Below are 17,565 nucleotides of genomic sequence, written 5' to 3' on the forward strand. Positions count from 1 at the left end.
AAATGTTGAATTGCACGATCCGAAGACCGGCACATTTCGCGCACCATGCCACCGGAATAGGTGAACACGATGCAAGTTTGAAACTGACAGAACAAATCATTACTGACTTGCTTTGTTTTGTGTAAATGTTTTCCAAAGGAATCTCTTACAACATCAACCAACCGAAAAGGAAGGCATCAATTGCACGAGGTTTTTGGCATTTGACATTGTGCACGCTGTTGAGTTCTCAAGGATCGGATGCTCCTGCCTTTGGCCATCACGACCGCCCTGCAGGGCAACTTCTCTATCTTACATCTTCCCGGCTTGTTGTCAACTCGGCGTTTCAGCCGATCTGCGAACAGAGTCATGCTGAGCACGAGTGACACCAGGAAGAAGTCATCCAACCGAGACTTGAAACGGTAACATCGAAATGTTCTCGCTTTTGGCTGGGGATTGTCCCCGCTTGAGGCCGAGAAGCTCTTCCGCTTCCCGCACCTTTGGGGTGACGAGTGATTACTCTACGTGTGTCTCGGGATCGTGGCAAATTCCGCTTGCATCCCGGGCGTGTCGCCCGGAAACACGCGGTTTTCGCCGAGGCGGCCGCGAACGGCGCGGCGCGGGGTCACTGCGCGACACCGGTGCCGGCACACCAAGACAGGTCGAAGCCGGCCTGCGTCCCGACCACCTTGCCGGTGCGGGCGTCGACCACCTCGATCTCGGGACCGTTCGGCATCGGGGCGTTGGCGTACCCGTCGAATCCGGCCTTCGCGAAGTCGGGGACGACGACGACCGCGACGTACTCCGCGTTCGGGCTCGCGCACAACGACCAGATGACGGCGCCCGCGTCGGGTCGATAGAGCTCAGCGGTCGCGCCGTCCTTGATCGCCAGTACCCGCTGCTCCGTGGTTCCGGCGGCACGGTCGTAGTCGGCGTAGATCCTGGCCGACAGGGACTCGGACAGTGCGACGAGTTGTCCGGGGATCTCGGTGGGTGCCACCGAGGGCAGGACGAACGGTTCGCTCTTCCCCGTCGCGAGATCGAGCACGACAACACCGTCGACCTGCTCGATGACGACCTTGGTGGTGCCCGGGATGTAGCTCGAGATGAGTGAGGCCCGGCCGAGCAACACCGGATCGGTCGTCGCAGCAGGATCGAGCAGCTCGAGCGAGTTGTCCACCGTGCGGACGAGCATCGAGGAGGTCCGGGGCACGAACGACCACTCCGCCGCCTGGACCGCAGCCCCGTCGATCCCGCCGACCCGGGCGGCCTCCGTGGGTTTCCCCTGCCGCAGCTCGAACGAGTACAGCGTGAGGTTGTCGCCCCCATCGCGGCCGAACGACTGTTCGGTGAACAGGAACCCCACCCGACTCTGCGCCGTAGCGGTCTGCAATGAGGTGATCATCCCGCCCATCGGGAGGGCCACCTCCTGGGTACTCCCGTCGGTCGTGTCCACCACCACGATGCGACCGAGCCCGCTCGTCTCCTGCTCCACGACGATCAGGGAGTCGCCGATCGTCGCGAACTCCTGGATCTTCGCGGCTTCGTACGCGGTCTCGGGTTCACCACCGCCGATCGAGAGCCGCACGATCCGGTCGTCCGCCTTCGTCGCCGCCGAGCCGCCGTCCTCGACCGGACTCCTCACGAGCGAGAACCCCTCGACGGGCGGCGTCGAGAACGACGTCGTGAGCGTGGCAGCCGGGCCGCCACCCGGCGCGGTGACCCCGTCGACCGTGATCCGGTAGTCCGTCGCATAGGCGAGCGGCTCGGGGAACACCAGCGTGATGCCGCCGGCCCCGGTACTGACGTCGAAGTCGGCTGCCGGCTCGATCCGCACCCGGTCCGACCCGAGATCGGCGATCGGTTGATTCACCGCCAAGACCACACGCTGGCCCCAGGACTCCACGAGTCCGGTCGGGTCGACCACCGTGCGGACGAGCTTCGGCCCCTGGGTCAGACCGACGACGGCCGCACCGCCGCCGATGACGACGAGCGCGATCAGCACGATCGCGACCAGTCGGCCGAAACCGCTCCGGTCGCCGGCGGCCTGCGTCGATCGGCCTCGTGCAGCATCCCGGCGATCAGTAGTCATACGGGTCCGCCGGCTCCTCGACCTTGTCGACCTTCGCCGTCCCGACCACCAACGGCAGATGCGAGGCGTCGCTCGCGGTGAGCGCGCCCGAGACCTCGACCCAGTCGCCGGGCTTGAGCTGTTGCTCCCAACCGTCGAGCTGCACGGGCACACCGACCGGCTGGGCGTCCACGGCGCAGCAGTTCACGACGAACCGCGAGACGTAGAAGACGTCGGCCGCGTCCGGATCGGCGATCACGAAACCGACCCCGGAGAAAGCGCGCCCTTCGAGGTCGGCGGGCCGCGTCGTCTGGCGCAACAGTGTCGCCCAATCCTTGATGCCGAAGGTGCTGAAGTCCGGGTTCGAGGTCAGTACCGTCTGGGCGTCCTGCCCCTGGACCTCCCCCGCGAGCGTGCCGGAGTTCACCGCGCGCTGGTCGGCTGTCGCGACCGAGAGCGTCGACGGCGGGAGCACCACCATCGCCCCGACGACCGCGAGACTGCCCACGACCGAGGCGAGCTGCAGCACCGTCCGCCCGCGACGCTTCGGCACCTCATCGACGTCCACATGGACGAGGACGCTGACGATGCCGAGAGCGACCGCGATGAGCGCCATGATGACGGTGAACACGAAGTAGCGCGGGTGGATGTAGAGCCCGAGTCGATCGGTGAGCGCGAGCCAGAGGATGCACACGGCGGCGGTGACGAGCAGGAGCACACCCCACCACCGCTGCCGGAGGCGTTCGAGCAGGGGCACGCGACGATCGCCGACCATCGACGTCTCGGCGTGCGCGTGTCCGTGGGTGGCGTTCTGATCAGGCAAGGGCGTTCACTCCGAATCCGAGGGCCGCCGAGAACAGCACGGCGACCGCGGTGATGATCACGAGGGTCCTGGTCGTGTAGGTGGTGCGCATGAGCGCGAGCATCTTGACGTCGACGACGGGGCCGAGGACGAGGAAGGCGACGATCGAACCGGGCATGAACGTCGATCCGAAGGACAGCACGAAGAAGGCGTCGACGTTCGAGCAGATCGAGACGATCACGGCGAGCGTCATCATCGCGAGCACCGACCAGACCGGGTTCGCGCCGAGTGTGACGAGCACCTCGCGTGGGACGAGGACCTGCACGGCGCCGGCCACGGCCGAACCGATGAGCAGCGCCGGCATGATCGCGCGCGCTTCTGCGACGAACTGCTGCAGGCTGCGCTCCACCTTCGTGTGGTCGTGCCCGTGCTGCTCGGTCACCTCACAGCTGGCTTGGAAGGTCGGCGTGAGCAGCGAGCTGGGGTCGGGGTGCTTGCTGAAGAGCCACCCGATGAGGTTCGCGAGCAGGAACCCGCCGACGAGCCGGGCGACGAGGATCCCGCCATCCCAGCCGAAGGCCTGATGCGTCGTGACGATGACGATGGGGTTGAGGATCGGCGCCGCGAGCAGGAAGGTGATCGACTCCGGCACCGTGAACCCGCGCACGATGAGGCCGCGGGCGAGCGGGACGTTGCCGCACTCGCAGACCGGCAGGAACATGCCGAGCAGCGAGATGCAGGCTCGGCGGAGGATCGGCTGCGTCGGCAACCACCGCTCGAGCCAGCCGTCGGGGAGCCAGATCTGCACGAGGATCGACAGCACGATGCCGAGCACCACGAACGGCAGCGACTCCACCACCACGCTGAGCGTCAGGGTCACGAAGTCGCGCACCGCGGTGGGCGGGGTGAGCACCTCACCGAGCGGCATGAGCGCCCGGAGCACGAAGAGCCCGACCACCACGAGCAGTGCGACACCGATCAGGAGCGGTGTCCGCAGGTTCCGTGGATCACGCCCTTCCGTGCGACCCCAGTGCTCCGCGCCGTCGTCGTCGGGCGCGGTCCAGTCGTCGTCGACCCCGAGGGTGCCGGTCGTCCTGCTCACTCCGGCCTCACGCGCGCTGGGCCGCCGCCGAGCAGTTCTCGCAGAGCCCGAAGACGTCGACGACGTGCTTCGCCTCGGTGAACCCGTGCTGCGACGCGACCGACCGCGCCCAGGCCTCGACCTCGTCGGCCTCGATCTCGATGGTGAGACCACAGTTGCGGCAGATGAGGTGGTGATGGTGGGTGCCAGGCGTGCAGGCACGGTAGAGGTTCTCGCCCTCCGGCGACTGCAGGGAGTCCGCTTCGCCCTCGACCGCGAGGTCGGAGAGGGCTCGATACACGGTCGCGAGCCCGATCGGCGAACCGGTGTCGCGGAGTTCGGCGTGCAGTCCCTGGGCGCTGACGAATCCGTCGTTGCCGCCGAGGGCCTCGCGGACAGCTTCTCGCTGCCAGGTGTTGCGCTTCGCCACGGGTGCTCCTGCCTGTCGCTTCAAGGGTACCCGGGAACCGCTCGGAGGACGCTCCGAAGCAGCTCCACGCGGACGCGGCGCACGGTCCACGGTCATCGCGCGACCTGGGCGTGCCGCGTCTCGCCGACAGGTGCCCGACGACCGCGTCGCCCGGACGCGGTGCGCGGCCCGACGATGCGGCAGACGAGGTAGATGAGGAAGGAGATCGTCGTGATGTAGGGGCTGATCGGGAGCGATCCACCGATGGCGAGCAGGATGCCGCCGACCGCCGAGACGAAGCCGAAGAGCATGCTCAGCACCGGGACGAGGACGGGCGACGACGACACCCGGAGCGCCGCGGCCGCGGGCGTCACGAGCAGTGCGAGGACGAGCAGCGCGCCGATGATCTGCACCGACACCGCGACCGTGAGCCCGAGCAGCACCATGAAGGCGAGCGAGACGAACCGACTCGGCACCCCGCGCGCCGCGGCGACGTCCGGATCGAGGCTGTCGAAGCTGAGGGGGCGCCAGAGGAGGATGAGCGCGATCAGCACCACGATGCTGATGACGATGAGCAGGCCGAGCTGCGGGTCGTCGACCGACACGATCTGCCCGGTGAGGAGCCCGAACTTGTTGGCACTCCGGCCCGGATAGAGCGCGAGGAAGAGGATGCCGAGGCCGAGGCCGAACGGCATGAGCACCCCGATGATCGAGTTGCGGTCGCGGGCCTTCGAACCGAGCAGGCCGATGAGGATCGCGGCTACGAGTGAGCCCGCGAGGGACCCGACGACGACGTTAGCCCCGAACAGCAGCGCGCCGGCAGCGCCGGCGAAGGAGAGCTCGCTGATCCCGTGCACCGCGAACGCCATGTCGCGCTGCATGACGAACACGCCGATGAGGCCGCCGACGATGCCCAGGACCGCGCCGGCGATGATCGAGTTCTGCACGAGTTCGAGCAGTGCGCCGTAGTCCTGGAAGTTGAACAGGCGTCCCCAGAGGTCGTCAGTACTCATGCGCCGACCCCCACCGCACCGGTGTGCGGATCGTCGTGGTGATGGTGGTGGGTCTCGCTGTCGGGGATGCCGACCACGACGACCCGGCCATGGCTGCGGAGTACGTCGACGGGCGTGCCGTAGAGCTCAGACAGCACCTCGCTGCGGAGCACCTCGTCGGGGGAGCCCTCCCGGAATCGGCCGCCCGCGAGGTACAGGATGCGGTCGACCATGGGGAGCACCGGGTTCACGTCGTGGGTGACGAAGACCACCGCGGTGTCGTGCTCGCGCCGACGACGGTCGATGAGCTCGCTGACCCCGCGCTGATGCTGGAGGTCGAGGCTGAGCAGTGGTTCGTCGCAGAGGAGGAGGATCGGGTCGTCCGCGAGCGCCTGGGCGACGCGCAGCCGCTGCTGCTCACCGCCGGACAGGGTGCCCACGGCGCCGTCGGCGTATGCGGTCGCGCCGACGGAGGCGATCAGCTCGTCGACCCGACGCTTCGTCGCCGCGGTGCGGATGGGGAGTCCGAAGCGGTGGCCGTCGACGCCGAGGGCGACGAGATCGCGACCGCGCATCGGCGTGCCGGCGGGGATGAGCTTCTGCTGCGGGATGTAGCCGATGCGGCGGTCACCCCGGTGCACCGGGCCTCCGGCGACCCTGATGGTCCCGCGGTCGAGCTGCTGCTGCCCGAGGATGGTGCGCAGCAGACTCGTCTTGCCGGAGCCGTTCGGGCCGAGCACGGCGAGGAACTCCCCCGGGCGCACCGAGAGGTCGAGACCGTCCCAGAGCGTGCGTCCGCCGAAACCGAGCTCGGCCCCGGCGAGCGCGAGGACGTCGACGGGGCCTGAGTCGTCGGTCGGACCGCTGGTCATCGATCCAGGGCGTCCGCCACGGCGTCGACGTTCTCGGTCATCCACGAGAGGTAGTCCTTGCCGTCCGGGAGGGTCTCGGTGAATGACAGCACCGGTACGCCTGCGTTCTCCGCGGCGGTCTTGACCTGTTCGGTCTCGCCGCCACTCGTCTGCTCATTGTAGGCAAGCAGCGCGACCGATCCGCCGCCGAAGAGGTCGAGCGTCTCCTTGAGGACGGTCGGCGACACGTCGGTGCCCTCCTCGATCGCCTCGCTGAACGCCTCCGGGGTGCGGTTCACGAGTCCGGCGCCCTCGAGCAGGTAGAGCGGCACGGGCTCGGTGATGGCGACGCCCTCGCCGTCGTGTGCGGTCTTGATCGCGGCCTGGGCCGTCTCGATCGTGCCGAGGGACTCGGTGAAGGCCTTCGCGTTCGCGGTGTACGTGGTCGCGTTCGCGCTGTCGAGTTCGCCGAGCTCCTTGGCCAGCTCGTCGGCGAGCTTCGCCATCGTCGGGAGGCTGTACCAGACGTGCTCGTTGAAGCCCTCGATGTGGTCGTGACCGTCGTCCTCGGCGTGCGCCTCATCCGTGTGCTGCTCGTCGGCGTGGTCGTCGTCCGGGGCGAGGCCCGACAGATCGACGACGTTCACGACCTCGACGGACTCGTTCTTGGCCGCGTCGAGGAGTGTGTCGATGAACGGGTCGTAGCCTCCGCCGTTCTCGATGACGAGGTCGGCGTTCTTGATGGAGAGCTGATCCTGCGTGCTCGCCTCGTAGGAGTGCGGGTCCTGGGCGGCCGACGAGATGAGCGAGGTCACCTCGACGTCCTTGCCGCCGATCTTCGAAGCGATGTCGCCGTACACGTTCGTCGAGGCGACGATGTTGATCTTGCCGTCGTCGGCCGCGCTCGACGCACTGCTGCCGGAGCAGCCCGCGAGGACGAGGGCGACTGCCGGGAGGACGGCCAAGGCTGGGAGCAGGGTGCGAGCGCGCATTGATGAACCTTCTCGATCGGGGTGAGAAGGCCAACGCTACGCCTATTGATACTGATTCTCAAAATCGCCCTTCGACAGGCTCAGGGACCGAGGAGATGGCTCAGGGACCGAAGCGAAAGCTCTGGGACCGAAGGCGAGGCTCAGGGACCGAAGGGAAGGCTCAGGGGCCCAGTGCTCAGTCGAGCAGCAGCGCCGGCTCCTCGATGATCGACGCGACGTCCGCCAGGAAGCGGCTCGCGACGTCGCCGTCCACCACGCGGTGGTCGAAGGAGGCGCCGAGCGTCGTCACGAAGCGGCTGCGCACCTCGCCGTCGACGACCCACGGCTTCTGCTTGATCGTGCCGAGCGCGACGATGCCGACCTCGCCCGGGTTGAGGATCGGGGTGCCGGTGTCCATGCCGAAGACACCGATGTTCGTCACCGTGATCGTGCCGTTCTGCTGGTCGGCCGGCGGCGTCTTCCCGTCGCGGGCCGTGAGCGTGAGGGTCTCGAGGGCGCGTGCCAGCTCGAGCAGGCTCATCGCCTGCGCCTCCTTGACGTTCGGGACGATCAGTCCGCGCGGTGTCGCGGCGGCGACGCCGAGGTTCACGTAGTGGCGGACGATGATCTCCTGGTCCGTCCACTCGCTGTTGACCGTGGGGTTGCGGCGGACCGCCCAGATCATCGCCTTGGCCATGATGAGCAGCGGCGAGACCTTGACGCCGGCGAAGTCCGTCGAGTTCTTCAGGCGCTTGACGAACTCCATCGTGCGCGTCGCGTCGACGTCGACGAAGAGGGAGACGTGCGGCGCGGTGAAGGCACTGCGGGTCATGGCTGTCGCGATGGCCTTGCGGACGCCCTTGACCGGGATCCGCTCCTCGCGCTCGTCGGCCCACTCCGGTGTCTCGATGTTGCGGAACACGCTCGCCTGGCTGGCCTCACGGATGACGTCGTCGCGGGTGATCTCCCCCGCGAGCCCGGTGCCCTCGATCGCCGTGAGGTCGACCTCGAGGTCCTTCGCGAGCTTCCGGATCGGCGGCTTGGCGATGACCGGCAGCGCGGACGCGGCGGGGATGCTCGACGGCGGTTGGCGGCGCACGGGCGGCTGCGGGGTGACGGCCGGGCTCGCCGGCTCGACGACCGGCGTCGCGCCACGGCCACGGCGACGACTCGAGGTGCTGCCGGCGCTGCCGTATCCGACGAGCACGGCGCCAGGGCGCGGCTCCTCGGCGGGAGAGACGCTCGCCGCGGTGTCGGCGGCCAGCGTGGCCTCCTCCGACTCGACGACCGCCGGTGCGGGCGCGGTCGGCTCGGCGGTCGGCGCTCCACCACCGGTGCTCACGCTGATGATGGGGGTCCCGACGTCGACGGTCTGGCCCTCCTGGACGAGCAGGGCGCCGACGGTGCCGGCGAACGGCGACGGGAGTTCGACGAGCGACTTCGCGGTCTCGATCTCGACCAGGACCTGGTTGACCGAGACGGCGTCGCCCGGCGCGACCTTCCATGCGACGATCTCGGCCTCGGTCAGGCCTTCGCCGACGTCCGGCAGTTCGAACTGGAGATCACTCATCGTGGTTCCTCGTCTTCCTTCGGAGTTCAGTACGCCAGCGAGCGGTCGACGGCCTCGAGGATGCGGTCGGCATCCGGGAGGTAGACGCCTTCGAGCTTCGCCGGCGGGAACGGGGTGTCGAACCCGGACACCCGCAGGACGGGTGCCTCGAGCGAGTAGAAGGCGCGCTCGGTGACGGTCGCCGCGATCTCCGAGCCGACGCTCGTGAACCCGGGCGCCTCCTGCACGTAGACGAGGCGGCCGGTCCGTCGGACGGATTCGACGAGCGGGTCGTAGTCGATGGGCGACAGCGAGCGCATGTCGACGACCTCGACGCTCGTGCCCTCCGTGGCGGCCAGTTCAGCCGCCTGCAGCATGACGCTCACGATCGCGCCGTGTCCGGCGAGAGTGACCTCCGTGCCGGTGCGGACGACGCGGCTGCCGTGCAGTGGTGCGGCCGAGCCGACGAGGTCGACCTCGCCCTTCGGCCAATAGCGGCTCTTCGGCTCGAGGAAGACGACCGGGTCGTTCGAGGCGATGGCCTCCTGGATCATCCAGTAGGCGTCGTTCGGGGTCGACGGACTGACCACGCGCAGGCCGGCCGTGTGGGCGAAGTACGCCTCGGGGCTCTCCTGGTGGTGCTCGACCGCGCCGATGTGTCCGCCGTAGGGGATCCGGATGACGACGGGCATCTGCAGCTTGCCCTCGTGCCGGTTGGTGAGCTTTGCGAGCTGCGTCGTGATCTGGTTGAAGGCCGGGAACACGAAGCCGTCGAACTGGATCTCGCACACCGGTCGGTAGCCGCGCATGGCGAGGCCGATCGCGGTGCCGACGATGCCGGACTCCGCGAGCGGGGTGTCGAGGACGCGGTCGCCACCGAACTCGGCGTGCAAGCCCTCGGTGACGCGGAAGACGCCGCCAAGCGGGCCGATGTCCTCGCCCATGAGCAGGACCTTGTCGTCTTCGGTCATCGCCTTGCGCAGGCCGGCGTTCAGCGCCTTGGCCATCGGCATGGTGGTCGTCGTCATGCGTTGCCTCCTTCGAGCGAGGCCTCGTAGCGTTCGAGCCAGGCCTGCTGCTCCACCATGAGCGGGTGCGGTTCGGAGTAGACGCCCTCGAACATGAGCTCGGGGCCCGGGGCCTCGAGTGCGAGCGTGCGCACGCGGGTGTCCTCGGCGAGCGCCGCAGCCTCCTCGTCGACCTCGGCGAAGAACGCGTCCGAGGCGCCGAGCCCCTGGAGGTACGTCTTGAACCGGACGATCGGATCGCGGGCGATCCAGGACTGGAGTTCGTCGTCGGTGCGGTACTTGGTCGGGTCGTCGCTCGTGGTGTGCGCGCCGACGCGATAGGTCATCGCTTCGATGAGGCTCGGGCCGCGGCCGGCGCGGGCGTCGTCGAGGTGCTTCGCCGCCGTCGCGTAGCTCGCGAGGACGTCGTTGCCGTCGATGCGGACGCTGTCGAGGCCGAAGCCGGCCGCGCGCTGGTACAACGGCTCGCGGGCCTGGCGGGAGACGGGGACGGAGATGGCCCACTGGTTGTTCTGGAGGAAGAACACCTGTGGCGTCTGGTAGCTGGCGGCGTAGATGTAGGCCTCGTTCGCGTCGCCCTCGGAACTCGAGCCGTCACCGAAGTAGACGAGCACTGCCGTGTCGCGCTCGGGGTCGCCGGTGCCGACGGCCTTGTCGAAGTTCAGACCCATCGCGTAGCCGGTCGCGTGCAGGGTCTGCGCGGCGAGCACGAGCGTGTAGAGGTGCACGTTGCCGTTGGACGGATCTGCCGGGTCCCAACCGCCGTGCGTGTTGCCGCGCATGAGCCGGACGATGTCGATGGGGTCGACCCCGCGGATCATCGCGACGACGTGTTCGCGGTAGGAGGGGAAGATGTGGTCCTGGGCTCGCGCTGCGCGGGCCGAACCGACCTGTGCCGCCTCCTGCCCGTGACTCGGTGGCCACAGCGCCATCTGGCCCTGGCGCTGCAGGTTCGTCGCCTCGATGTCGAAGGCACGGACGTTCGCCATGTCGCGGTAGAACTGCTGCAGGTCGGTCTCGGTCAGGCGATCGAGGAACGGCTGATAGCGCTCCGCGTGTTCGTTCGGCGCGAAGGTGCCGGCCGCGTCGATGAACTGGACGCTGGGCACGGTGGGGTCGTCTCCGGAACGGCTCATCGTGAGCGCACTCCCTCTCGTGTCGGGTGGTCGGCCGGCAGTCCGGCGAGGATCTCCGCAGCGGCGGCGAGGAGCGGTTCGATCGACTCGGCTTCACCGATCGAGATGCGGACGCCGTCGCCGGGGAAGGCTCGGCCGACGATGCCGTGGGCGAGGAAGGTCTCGTTCGCCGCGGCCGTCTGCTCGCCGAGGCCGAACCAGACGAAGTTGCCCTGCGCCGCGGGGATGAACCAGCCCTGCTCGCGGAGTGCGGCGTCGAGGTCGTCGCGTCGTGCGGTGATGACCGCGACGCGGGCTCGGATGTCCTCGGCGTTCGCGAGTCCGGCGATGGCCGCCTGCTGCGCCGGTGCAGTGCTGGAGAGCGGGATGGCCGCGTTGCGGGCGCCGTCGAGGACGAGCTCGTGGCCGATGGCCCAGCCGACGCGGAGGCCGGCGAGTCCGTAGGCCTTCGAGAAGGTGCGGAGCACGACGAGGTTCGGGTGCTCGTCGAGGAGCGGGATGCCGTTGACGGCGTCGTCATCGGTGACGAACTCGCGGTAGGCCTCGTCGAGGAGGACGAGCACGTCGGACGGCACGGAGCGGAGGAAGGCGAGGAAGGCGGCGCGTTCGACGACCGGCCCCGTGGGGTTGTTCGGCGTGCAGACGATGACGACGCGGGTGCGGTCGGTGACAGCTGCGGCCATCGCCTCGAGGTCGTGGGAGCCGTCGGGCCGGTTGGGGACGCGCACGGACGTCGCGCCGGCGACGGTCACGAGACCCGGGTAGGCCTCGAAGGAGCGCCAGGCGAAGACGACCTCGTCCCCCGGACCGGCGGTCGCGGTGATGAACTGACTGAGAAGTGCGACCGAGCCGGCCCCGATGTGGATGCGTTCCGGCGTGACGCCGTTGGCTTCGGCGAGCGCCGTGCGCAGTGCGAGTGCGGCGCCGTCGGGGTAGCGGTGGGAGTCCGCAGCCGTGTCGGTGATGGCCGAGAGGACGGCGTCGAGTGGCGGGAACGGGACCTCGTTGCTCGAGAGCTTGAAGGCGTCGGGTGCGGCCGGCTTGCCCTGGCGGTAGGGCGGCAGCTCTGCGATCTCCGGACGGAGACGGACCGGGCTCCGGCCCGGCTGAGCGGCCGGCTGGGCGGTGGTTGGCAGGTTGTCACTCACTCGACGAGTCTAGGCCGCGAAGGATACCTGCGTCGGAATGCAGTGCGCCGGTCCGAATCGGCCCTTTGCCCGCTGTGGCAAGGGTGGGAGGATTGCCGTCATGGGACGTTTTCTGCTGAACCTGATCGTCAACGGCTTCGCCATCTGGGTCACGACCCTCATCGTCGCCGGTGTGAACGTGACACCGTACGCGCCCGGCGGCACGCTGGAGACGATCCTGACCTTCGCGCTCGTCGCGCTCATCTTCGCCGTCGTGAACACCATCATCGGCTCGGTCATCAAGGTGCTCGCGTTCCCCCTGTACATCCTCACGCTCGGTCTCATCGGGCTCCTCATCAACGGGCTCCTCCTCCTCATCACCGCAGGCATCAGCGGCTGGTTCGGCTTCGGCCTGACCGTCGACGGCTTCTGGTGGGGCGTCCTCGGCGCGATCGTCATCTCCATCGTGAACTGGCTGCTCGGCATCGTCATCCGCCCCAAGGCGCGCGACTGACCCGTCGGCTCGACCGCTTGGTCACGGAAGGACCTTGTCGGCGCGGTATCGCCAGACCTCCCCGGTGCCCGTGAGCCCGGCGAGGGGGTCGATCGCTGGTGCGAGCCGCTCCTCCGAGGACTGGTCGATGAGGCGTGCCGTCTCCCGGTAGCGGTCGAGATGGTGAGCCGGAAGGGGGTCGTCACCGGCCGGCGGTGGTCCTCCGTCGTACAACGAACGCTGGACGACGGTACCCCCGTTGAGCGAGTCGCGTCGTTCACCGGAGAGCGCGGGGATGACGTCCTCGGTGTGTTCGACATGGGTGCGCGGGAGGTCGTCCGCGAAGTCGATGGATTCGACCGGCGATCCGAAGGTGACGACCGAGGAGTCGTAGGCACCGCTGGCGGCGACGCGCGACGCGATGATGCCGCCCTGGGAGTACCCGACGTGAAGCACGGAGGCACCGTCAGGGATGCCCGCGAGTCGCATGGCTTGGAGGGTCGCTTCCGCGCTCTCGGCCTCCATACCTGCGACGGCGTTGACATTGCTGCGGTTGTCGAAGGGCTCGGTCGACGCCTCAGGGAAGCCGGTCTCGATGGTTCCACCCGACCAGACGATCCACTGGTCGGCGCCGGAGGCGTCCTCGTACCGCTCGATCCTGATCTGCGGCGAGCCCGCTCCCCCGTGCGGCATCCGCTCGGCCAGGTCCTCGTACCGGGTCGGAGGTTTCAGGGGCGCCGGAGCGCCCTGGGCCTTCACCTCGACCGTACGGACCGGCGCCGCGGGAGTGAGGAGGCCGGCACGGTCGACTGTGCCCAGTGCGACCAGGGCTGCGAACGCCACCCCGGTGATGCCCTCCTCGCCCAGACGGTTCGCGTCGAGCATCGCCGGCAGACCGAACGCGCTGATCAGGAACTCGTCGGAACCCGATACGACTCCGCGCACGAGGGCGACGAACGCGGGTGACGACATCAGCTCACGCGCAGTCTTCGCCGAGGCCTCATCGAAGCCGTCCTGCAGGTCCGAGGACAGCAGACCCAACACTCCGCGGAACACCGTCCTGACGAGCGTCACCTCTCCGACGGCGGCGAGGACACCGAGGGGGATCAACGGGGAGGCTCCCAGGACCCATCCCGCGGCATCCCCGGTGAACGTGAACAACGATTGGACCATCCGCTCGAGCTCTCCGTACTGCTCCGCCCCGACGATGAGATGCCCACCCAACCGGCTCGCGTCGTCGCTCGCACGCCGCAAGCTGGTGGCGGCCCTCGCAGCCGCCCCGCTTCCCGCCCCCGCATCGGCTTGGGGGACGATCGTCGGGCCGACGGGCGCCAGGGACACGTCGTCGGTCGACACCGATTCCACGCGGTCGGCCCAGCTCGCGCAGGCCTCGCCGAGTTCGAGGAGCAACGCGCCGAGGAGCAGGTGATCCTCCGTGGCGACGGCTACGACACCACCGCCTCGGATGGTGAGGTCGTCACTCATGCTCCGCTCCAACGGCGATCGACGATGCCGCCCCACGAGCGCTCCTGAGTCCCTCATCGAGTGCAGCGGCCGATTCACGAAGCACTGCGGTCAGTTCGTCCGCGGACCAGGCGAACTGCACGGCTGCGGGACCGACCCACTCGAGACCGCTGCGCGCCTGCGCGAACCTCACGATCTCCGGCTCCAGTTCGAGCAGCACGTCCTCGAGACATCGAGCGCGCCCCTGGAGGATCGAAGCAGCTTCCTCTGCCGTCGACTGCGACGGAAAGCCCATCGCCAACGGGTCGTACTCCAACGCCATGTCGCCTCGCCCTCCGCCCGCCCACCGCCGGCATCACACTCGACTCTGCCCAACCGGCGGTGCGGTCACGACGGCACACCGTGCTGATGTGGAGGAAGCTCACCGGAGTGGAACTGTGGAGCGGAGTCAGTCGAGAACGGTTCGACGGCTCGGGCGCGGTCGGCCAGAATAGACGCATGAACACCCTCGGGGAGGCCGACCCCGGCACAACCCCGTTCCGCGTGTGCTTCGTCTGCGCGGGCAACATCTGTCGATCCCCGATGGCCGAGAGCGTCTTCACCGACCTCGTCGCGGCTGCCGGGCTGGAGCGGGTCGTGGAGGTCTCCTCCGCCGGCACCGGCGACTGGCACGTCGGCGAGCACGCCGACCACCGCACGGTCACCGCGCTGCGAGCGCACGGCCACGACGCCACCGCCCACCGGGCCAAGCAGTTCGACCCCGACCGCTTCGACAGCTACGACCTCGTCGTCGCCCTCGACCGCAGTCACGAACGCATCCTGCGGGCCTGGGCGGGCAACGACACCGACCGCTCCAAGGTGCACCTGCTCTTGAGCTTCGACAGCACCTCCGGGACCCGCGACGTCCCCGACCCCTACTACTCGGACGCCCAGATGTTCGAGACCGTCCTCGGCATGATCGACCATGCCTGCAGATCCCTCTTCCACCAGCTCGAACCAGCACTGACCCAGGGAGCCACCCCATGACCGAATTCCCCGCCCAGCCGCTCAGCCCGCTCGACGGTCGCTACCGCCCCGCCGTGACGGCGCTCGGAGAGTACCTCTCGGAGGCCGGCCTGAACCGCGCCCGCGTGCAGGTCGAGGTCGAGTGGCTCGTCTACCTCACAGAGCACTCGATGTTCGGATCCTCCCCGCTGACCCCGGCGGAGATCGAGCAGCTCCGCGCGCTCTACCTCGACTTCGGACAGGCCGACATCGACTGGCTCGCCGAGAAGGAGGCTGTCACGCGTCACGATGTGAAGGCCGTCGAATACCTCGTGCGCCACCGCCTGTCCGAGCTCGGTCTCGACCGCATCGCCGAACTGACCCACATCGCCTGCACGAGCGAGGACATCAACAACCTCTCCTACGCGCTCACCGTGTCGCAGGCCGTCCGCGCCATCTGGCTGCCGAAGCTGCGCCTCGTCCTCGACTCACTGCGCACCAAGGCCGTCGACTTCCGGGCCGTCCCGATGCTCGCCCGCACGCACGGCCAGCCGGCGACGCCCACCACGATGGGCCGCGAGCTCGCCGTCACCGTCTACCGACTCGAGCGCATCGCCCTGCAGATCGAGGCGAACGAGTACCTCGGCAAGTTCTCCGGCGCGACCGGCACGTTCGCCGCCCACGTCGTCGCCGACCCCGACGCCGACTGGCCCTCCATCTCGCGGGAGTTCGTCGAGGGACTCGGCCTCGACTGGAACCCGCTGACGACGCAGATCGAGTCGCACGACTGGCAGGCGGAGCTCTACGGCAAGATCTCCCACGCCAACCGCGTGCTGCACAACCTCGCCACGGACATGTGGACGTACATCTCGATCGGCTACTTCCGGCAGATCCCGGTCGCGGGCGCCACCGGCTCGTCGACCATGCCGCACAAGGTCAACCCGATCCGCTTCGAGAACGCCGAAGCCAACCTGGAGCTGTCGAGCGCGATCCTCGACTCCCTCGCCGCCACCCTCGTCACCTCACGACTCCAGCGCGACCTCACCGACTCGAGCGCCCAGCGCAACATCGGTGTCGGGTTCGGCCACTCGCTGCTCGCCCTCGACAACATCCTCGGCGGACTCGGGCAGATCGACCTCGCGGAGGACGTGCTCGCCGCGGACCTCGACCACAACTGGGAGGTGCTCGCGGAGGCGATCCAGACGGTCATCCGCGCCGAGGTGACCGCGGGTCGCTCGAGCATCGAGGACCCCTATGCGCTCCTCAAGGAGCTGACGCGCGGCAAGCGTCTCGGCCAGGCGGAGCTCGTCGAGTTCGTCTCCAAGCTCGACATCGGCGACGCCGCGAAGCAGCGCCTGCTCGAGCTCACCCCGGCGACGTACCTCGGGCTCTCCGACGACCTGGTGGACTACCTGCCGTAGACGGCCCGGAGACAGGCTCGGGGAACGGGAGACCGGTCACCGAGCCTGTCGACGCCCTTCGACAGGCTCAGGGACCGGAAGGGGGCACCCGGGGACCGGAAGGGGCACCCGGGGTCCGGATCCGGCAGTCAGAGACCGGAAGGATCGCTCAGCGACCGGATCCGGCAGTCAGTGACCGGAAGGGACGCTTGGGGACCGGGCGAAGCGCTCAGGTCCGGAGGGACGAGACGCTCAGTGGCCGGAGGGACGCGGCGGACGCTTGTCGTCGCCGTCCTGCTCGTCGAGGTCGAGCTTCTCCTGGAAGTCGGGCTTCACGGCGAGCGCAAGCATCGCGAGGACGACGAGCGAGGCGATGAACGCGATGCCCAGGCCGATGAGCGCGAGGACGATCTCACGGGTCGACATCAGGACGACGACGCCGGTGAAGACCCCCATGACGCCCGAGAGCACGAGGAGCTCGATCGGCCGCAGGACGTCGTCGCGGTTGGGCTTGCTCATGATGCGGCTCCCGCCGTGCCGGTGGTGTCGTCGGTGACTGCGCCGGCGACCGGGCGCTTGCCCGCCCACCGCAGCGACAGTCCGCCGATGACGAGGTAGACGCCGATGATCGCGGCGTATGCCCCGACGAGGCCGACGACGACGATGTCCGCACGGAGGACACCCTCGACACCTCCCGGGGCGGCGAATCGCTGCTCGAGTCCCGGCGGGACGAGGAGCGTCGCGATGGCGAGCAGCACCGTGAAGGCACCGACCGCGGTCCAGTCCTTCGCCGCGGCGAGGCGTCCGCGCCAGCGGATCCCGCTGTACAGCTCGAGGAATCCGGTGAGGGCCGCCCACAGCGTGACGACGTAGAGGAAGATGCTCAGCCCGCCGCCGCTCACCAGCAGCGAGAAGACGCCGGTCACGACGCCGATGACGCCCTGCCCGAGGAAGAAGGCGCGCGTCACGGTGTCGGAGAAGTTCGGGAAGGCGAAGGCGCCGACGATCGCGCCGGACAGCAGCGTGAAGACCCCGAAGACCACGAGGCCGAACTGCGAGGAGTGGCCCTGCGTGAAGGTGACGACCCCCGCCGTGGCGAGCGCGATCACCGCACGCAGGATCGGGACCATCCAGTACCGATCGTGCTTGGCGCCGTCGAACGGGATGCTGGGCACGGTGAACGTCTCATCTCTTGCAGGAAGTCCACTCCAGCTTACGCGGTCCTGCGGGC

17 protein-coding genes are annotated in these 17,565 nt (G+C 68.6%); 3 read left to right on the forward strand and 14 right to left on the reverse strand.

Annotated elements, in window-relative coordinates:
• Positions 1-601 precede the first annotated feature (601 nt).
• The 11 genes from HOW07_RS07280 to HOW07_RS07330 form a co-directional block, all read right to left on the reverse strand.
• Positions 602-2,068 carry a hypothetical protein gene (locus HOW07_RS07280; protein ID WP_175116530.1) on the reverse strand — a complete coding sequence of 489 codons (1,467 nt, stop codon included), beginning with the start codon at positions 2,066-2,068 and terminating at the stop codon, positions 602-604.
• The gene (locus tag HOW07_RS07285) at positions 2,058-2,870 is read right to left on the reverse strand and encodes a TIGR03943 family protein (protein ID WP_254628260.1); all 813 of its coding nucleotides are present in this window, start codon (positions 2,868-2,870) and stop codon (positions 2,058-2,060) included. The genes HOW07_RS07280 and HOW07_RS07285 overlap by 11 nt, the downstream gene beginning before the upstream one ends.
• The gene (locus HOW07_RS07290) at positions 2,863-3,951 is read right to left on the reverse strand and encodes a permease (RefSeq protein WP_371743603.1); all 1,089 of its coding nucleotides are present in this window, start codon (positions 3,949-3,951) and stop codon (positions 2,863-2,865) included. Before HOW07_RS07290 ends, HOW07_RS07285 begins: the two co-directional genes overlap by 8 nt.
• 7 nt (positions 3,952-3,958) lie before the next feature.
• On the reverse strand, positions 3,959-4,360 hold the full coding sequence (locus HOW07_RS07295) for a Fur family transcriptional regulator (protein WP_064296039.1): 402 nt from the start codon (positions 4,358-4,360) through the stop codon (positions 3,959-3,961).
• Positions 4,361-4,452: 92 nt separating this feature from the next.
• The gene (locus HOW07_RS07300) at positions 4,453-5,352 is read right to left on the reverse strand and encodes a metal ABC transporter permease (RefSeq protein WP_175116531.1); all 900 of its coding nucleotides are present in this window, start codon (positions 5,350-5,352) and stop codon (positions 4,453-4,455) included.
• On the reverse strand, positions 5,349-6,203 hold the full coding sequence (locus HOW07_RS07305; RefSeq protein ID WP_175116532.1) for a metal ABC transporter ATP-binding protein: 855 nt from the start codon (positions 6,201-6,203) through the stop codon (positions 5,349-5,351). The genes HOW07_RS07300 and HOW07_RS07305 overlap by 4 nt, the downstream gene beginning before the upstream one ends.
• Entirely contained in the window at positions 6,200-7,174 is a 975-nt protein-coding gene (locus HOW07_RS07310; protein ID WP_175116533.1) for a metal ABC transporter solute-binding protein, Zn/Mn family, read from the reverse strand. Before HOW07_RS07310 ends, HOW07_RS07305 begins: the two co-directional genes overlap by 4 nt.
• A gap of 175 nt (positions 7,175-7,349) precedes the next feature.
• Entirely contained in the window at positions 7,350-8,723 is a 1,374-nt protein-coding gene (locus HOW07_RS07315) for a dihydrolipoamide acetyltransferase family protein (protein WP_175116534.1), read from the reverse strand.
• A gap of 26 nt (positions 8,724-8,749) precedes the next feature.
• Positions 8,750-9,730 (reverse strand): alpha-ketoacid dehydrogenase subunit beta, encoded by a 981-nt coding sequence (locus tag HOW07_RS07320; RefSeq protein WP_175116535.1) that lies wholly within the window; start codon positions 9,728-9,730, stop codon positions 8,750-8,752.
• Positions 9,727-10,866 carry a thiamine pyrophosphate-dependent enzyme gene (locus HOW07_RS07325; RefSeq protein ID WP_071262139.1) on the reverse strand — a complete coding sequence of 380 codons (1,140 nt, stop codon included), beginning with the start codon at positions 10,864-10,866 and terminating at the stop codon, positions 9,727-9,729. The genes HOW07_RS07320 and HOW07_RS07325 overlap by 4 nt, the downstream gene beginning before the upstream one ends.
• Positions 10,863-12,014: a histidinol-phosphate transaminase gene (locus tag HOW07_RS07330; RefSeq protein WP_371743604.1), complete on the reverse strand. Its 1,152-nt coding sequence runs from the start codon at positions 12,012-12,014 to the stop codon at positions 10,863-10,865. Before HOW07_RS07330 ends, HOW07_RS07325 begins: the two co-directional genes overlap by 4 nt.
• Before the next feature lie 100 nt (positions 12,015-12,114).
• On the opposite strand from HOW07_RS07330, the gene HOW07_RS07335 reads away from it, so the two are divergent.
• Positions 12,115-12,507, forward strand: a complete 393-nt coding sequence (locus HOW07_RS07335; protein ID WP_079003649.1) for a phage holin family protein — start codon at positions 12,115-12,117, stop codon at positions 12,505-12,507.
• 21 nt (positions 12,508-12,528) lie between these two features.
• On the opposite strand, the gene HOW07_RS07340 is transcribed toward HOW07_RS07335, so the two are convergent.
• Positions 12,529-13,971: a hypothetical protein gene (locus HOW07_RS07340; protein ID WP_175116536.1), complete on the reverse strand. Its 1,443-nt coding sequence runs from the start codon at positions 13,969-13,971 to the stop codon at positions 12,529-12,531.
• Between the two features lie 477 nt (positions 13,972-14,448).
• Here HOW07_RS07340 and HOW07_RS07345 point away from each other — a divergent pair, with 477 nt between their 5' ends.
• Both HOW07_RS07345 and purB read left to right on the forward strand, forming a co-directional pair.
• On the forward strand, positions 14,449-14,976 hold the full coding sequence (locus tag HOW07_RS07345; RefSeq protein WP_064296030.1) for a low molecular weight protein-tyrosine-phosphatase: 528 nt from the start codon (positions 14,449-14,451) through the stop codon (positions 14,974-14,976).
• Positions 14,973-16,355, forward strand: a complete 1,383-nt coding sequence (gene purB / locus HOW07_RS07350; protein ID WP_175116537.1) for an adenylosuccinate lyase — start codon at positions 14,973-14,975, stop codon at positions 16,353-16,355. The genes HOW07_RS07345 and purB overlap by 4 nt, the downstream gene beginning before the upstream one ends.
• A 231-nt stretch (positions 16,356-16,586) precedes the next feature.
• Here the strand turns inward: purB and HOW07_RS07355 are convergent, their stop codons facing one another.
• Both HOW07_RS07355 and HOW07_RS07360 read right to left on the reverse strand, forming a co-directional pair.
• Positions 16,587-16,853, reverse strand: a complete 267-nt coding sequence (locus HOW07_RS07355) for a hypothetical protein (protein WP_064296028.1) — start codon at positions 16,851-16,853, stop codon at positions 16,587-16,589.
• Positions 16,850-17,509: a hypothetical protein gene (locus tag HOW07_RS07360; protein WP_175116538.1), complete on the reverse strand. Its 660-nt coding sequence runs from the start codon at positions 17,507-17,509 to the stop codon at positions 16,850-16,852. The genes HOW07_RS07355 and HOW07_RS07360 overlap by 4 nt, the downstream gene beginning before the upstream one ends.
• Positions 17,510-17,565: the final 56 nt, after the last annotated feature.

Origin of the sequence: Plantibacter sp. MCCC 1A11337, from assembly GCF_013349365.1 — a bacterium.
Taxonomy (GTDB): Bacteria; Actinomycetota; Actinomycetes; order Actinomycetales; family Microbacteriaceae; genus Plantibacter; species Plantibacter flavus_A.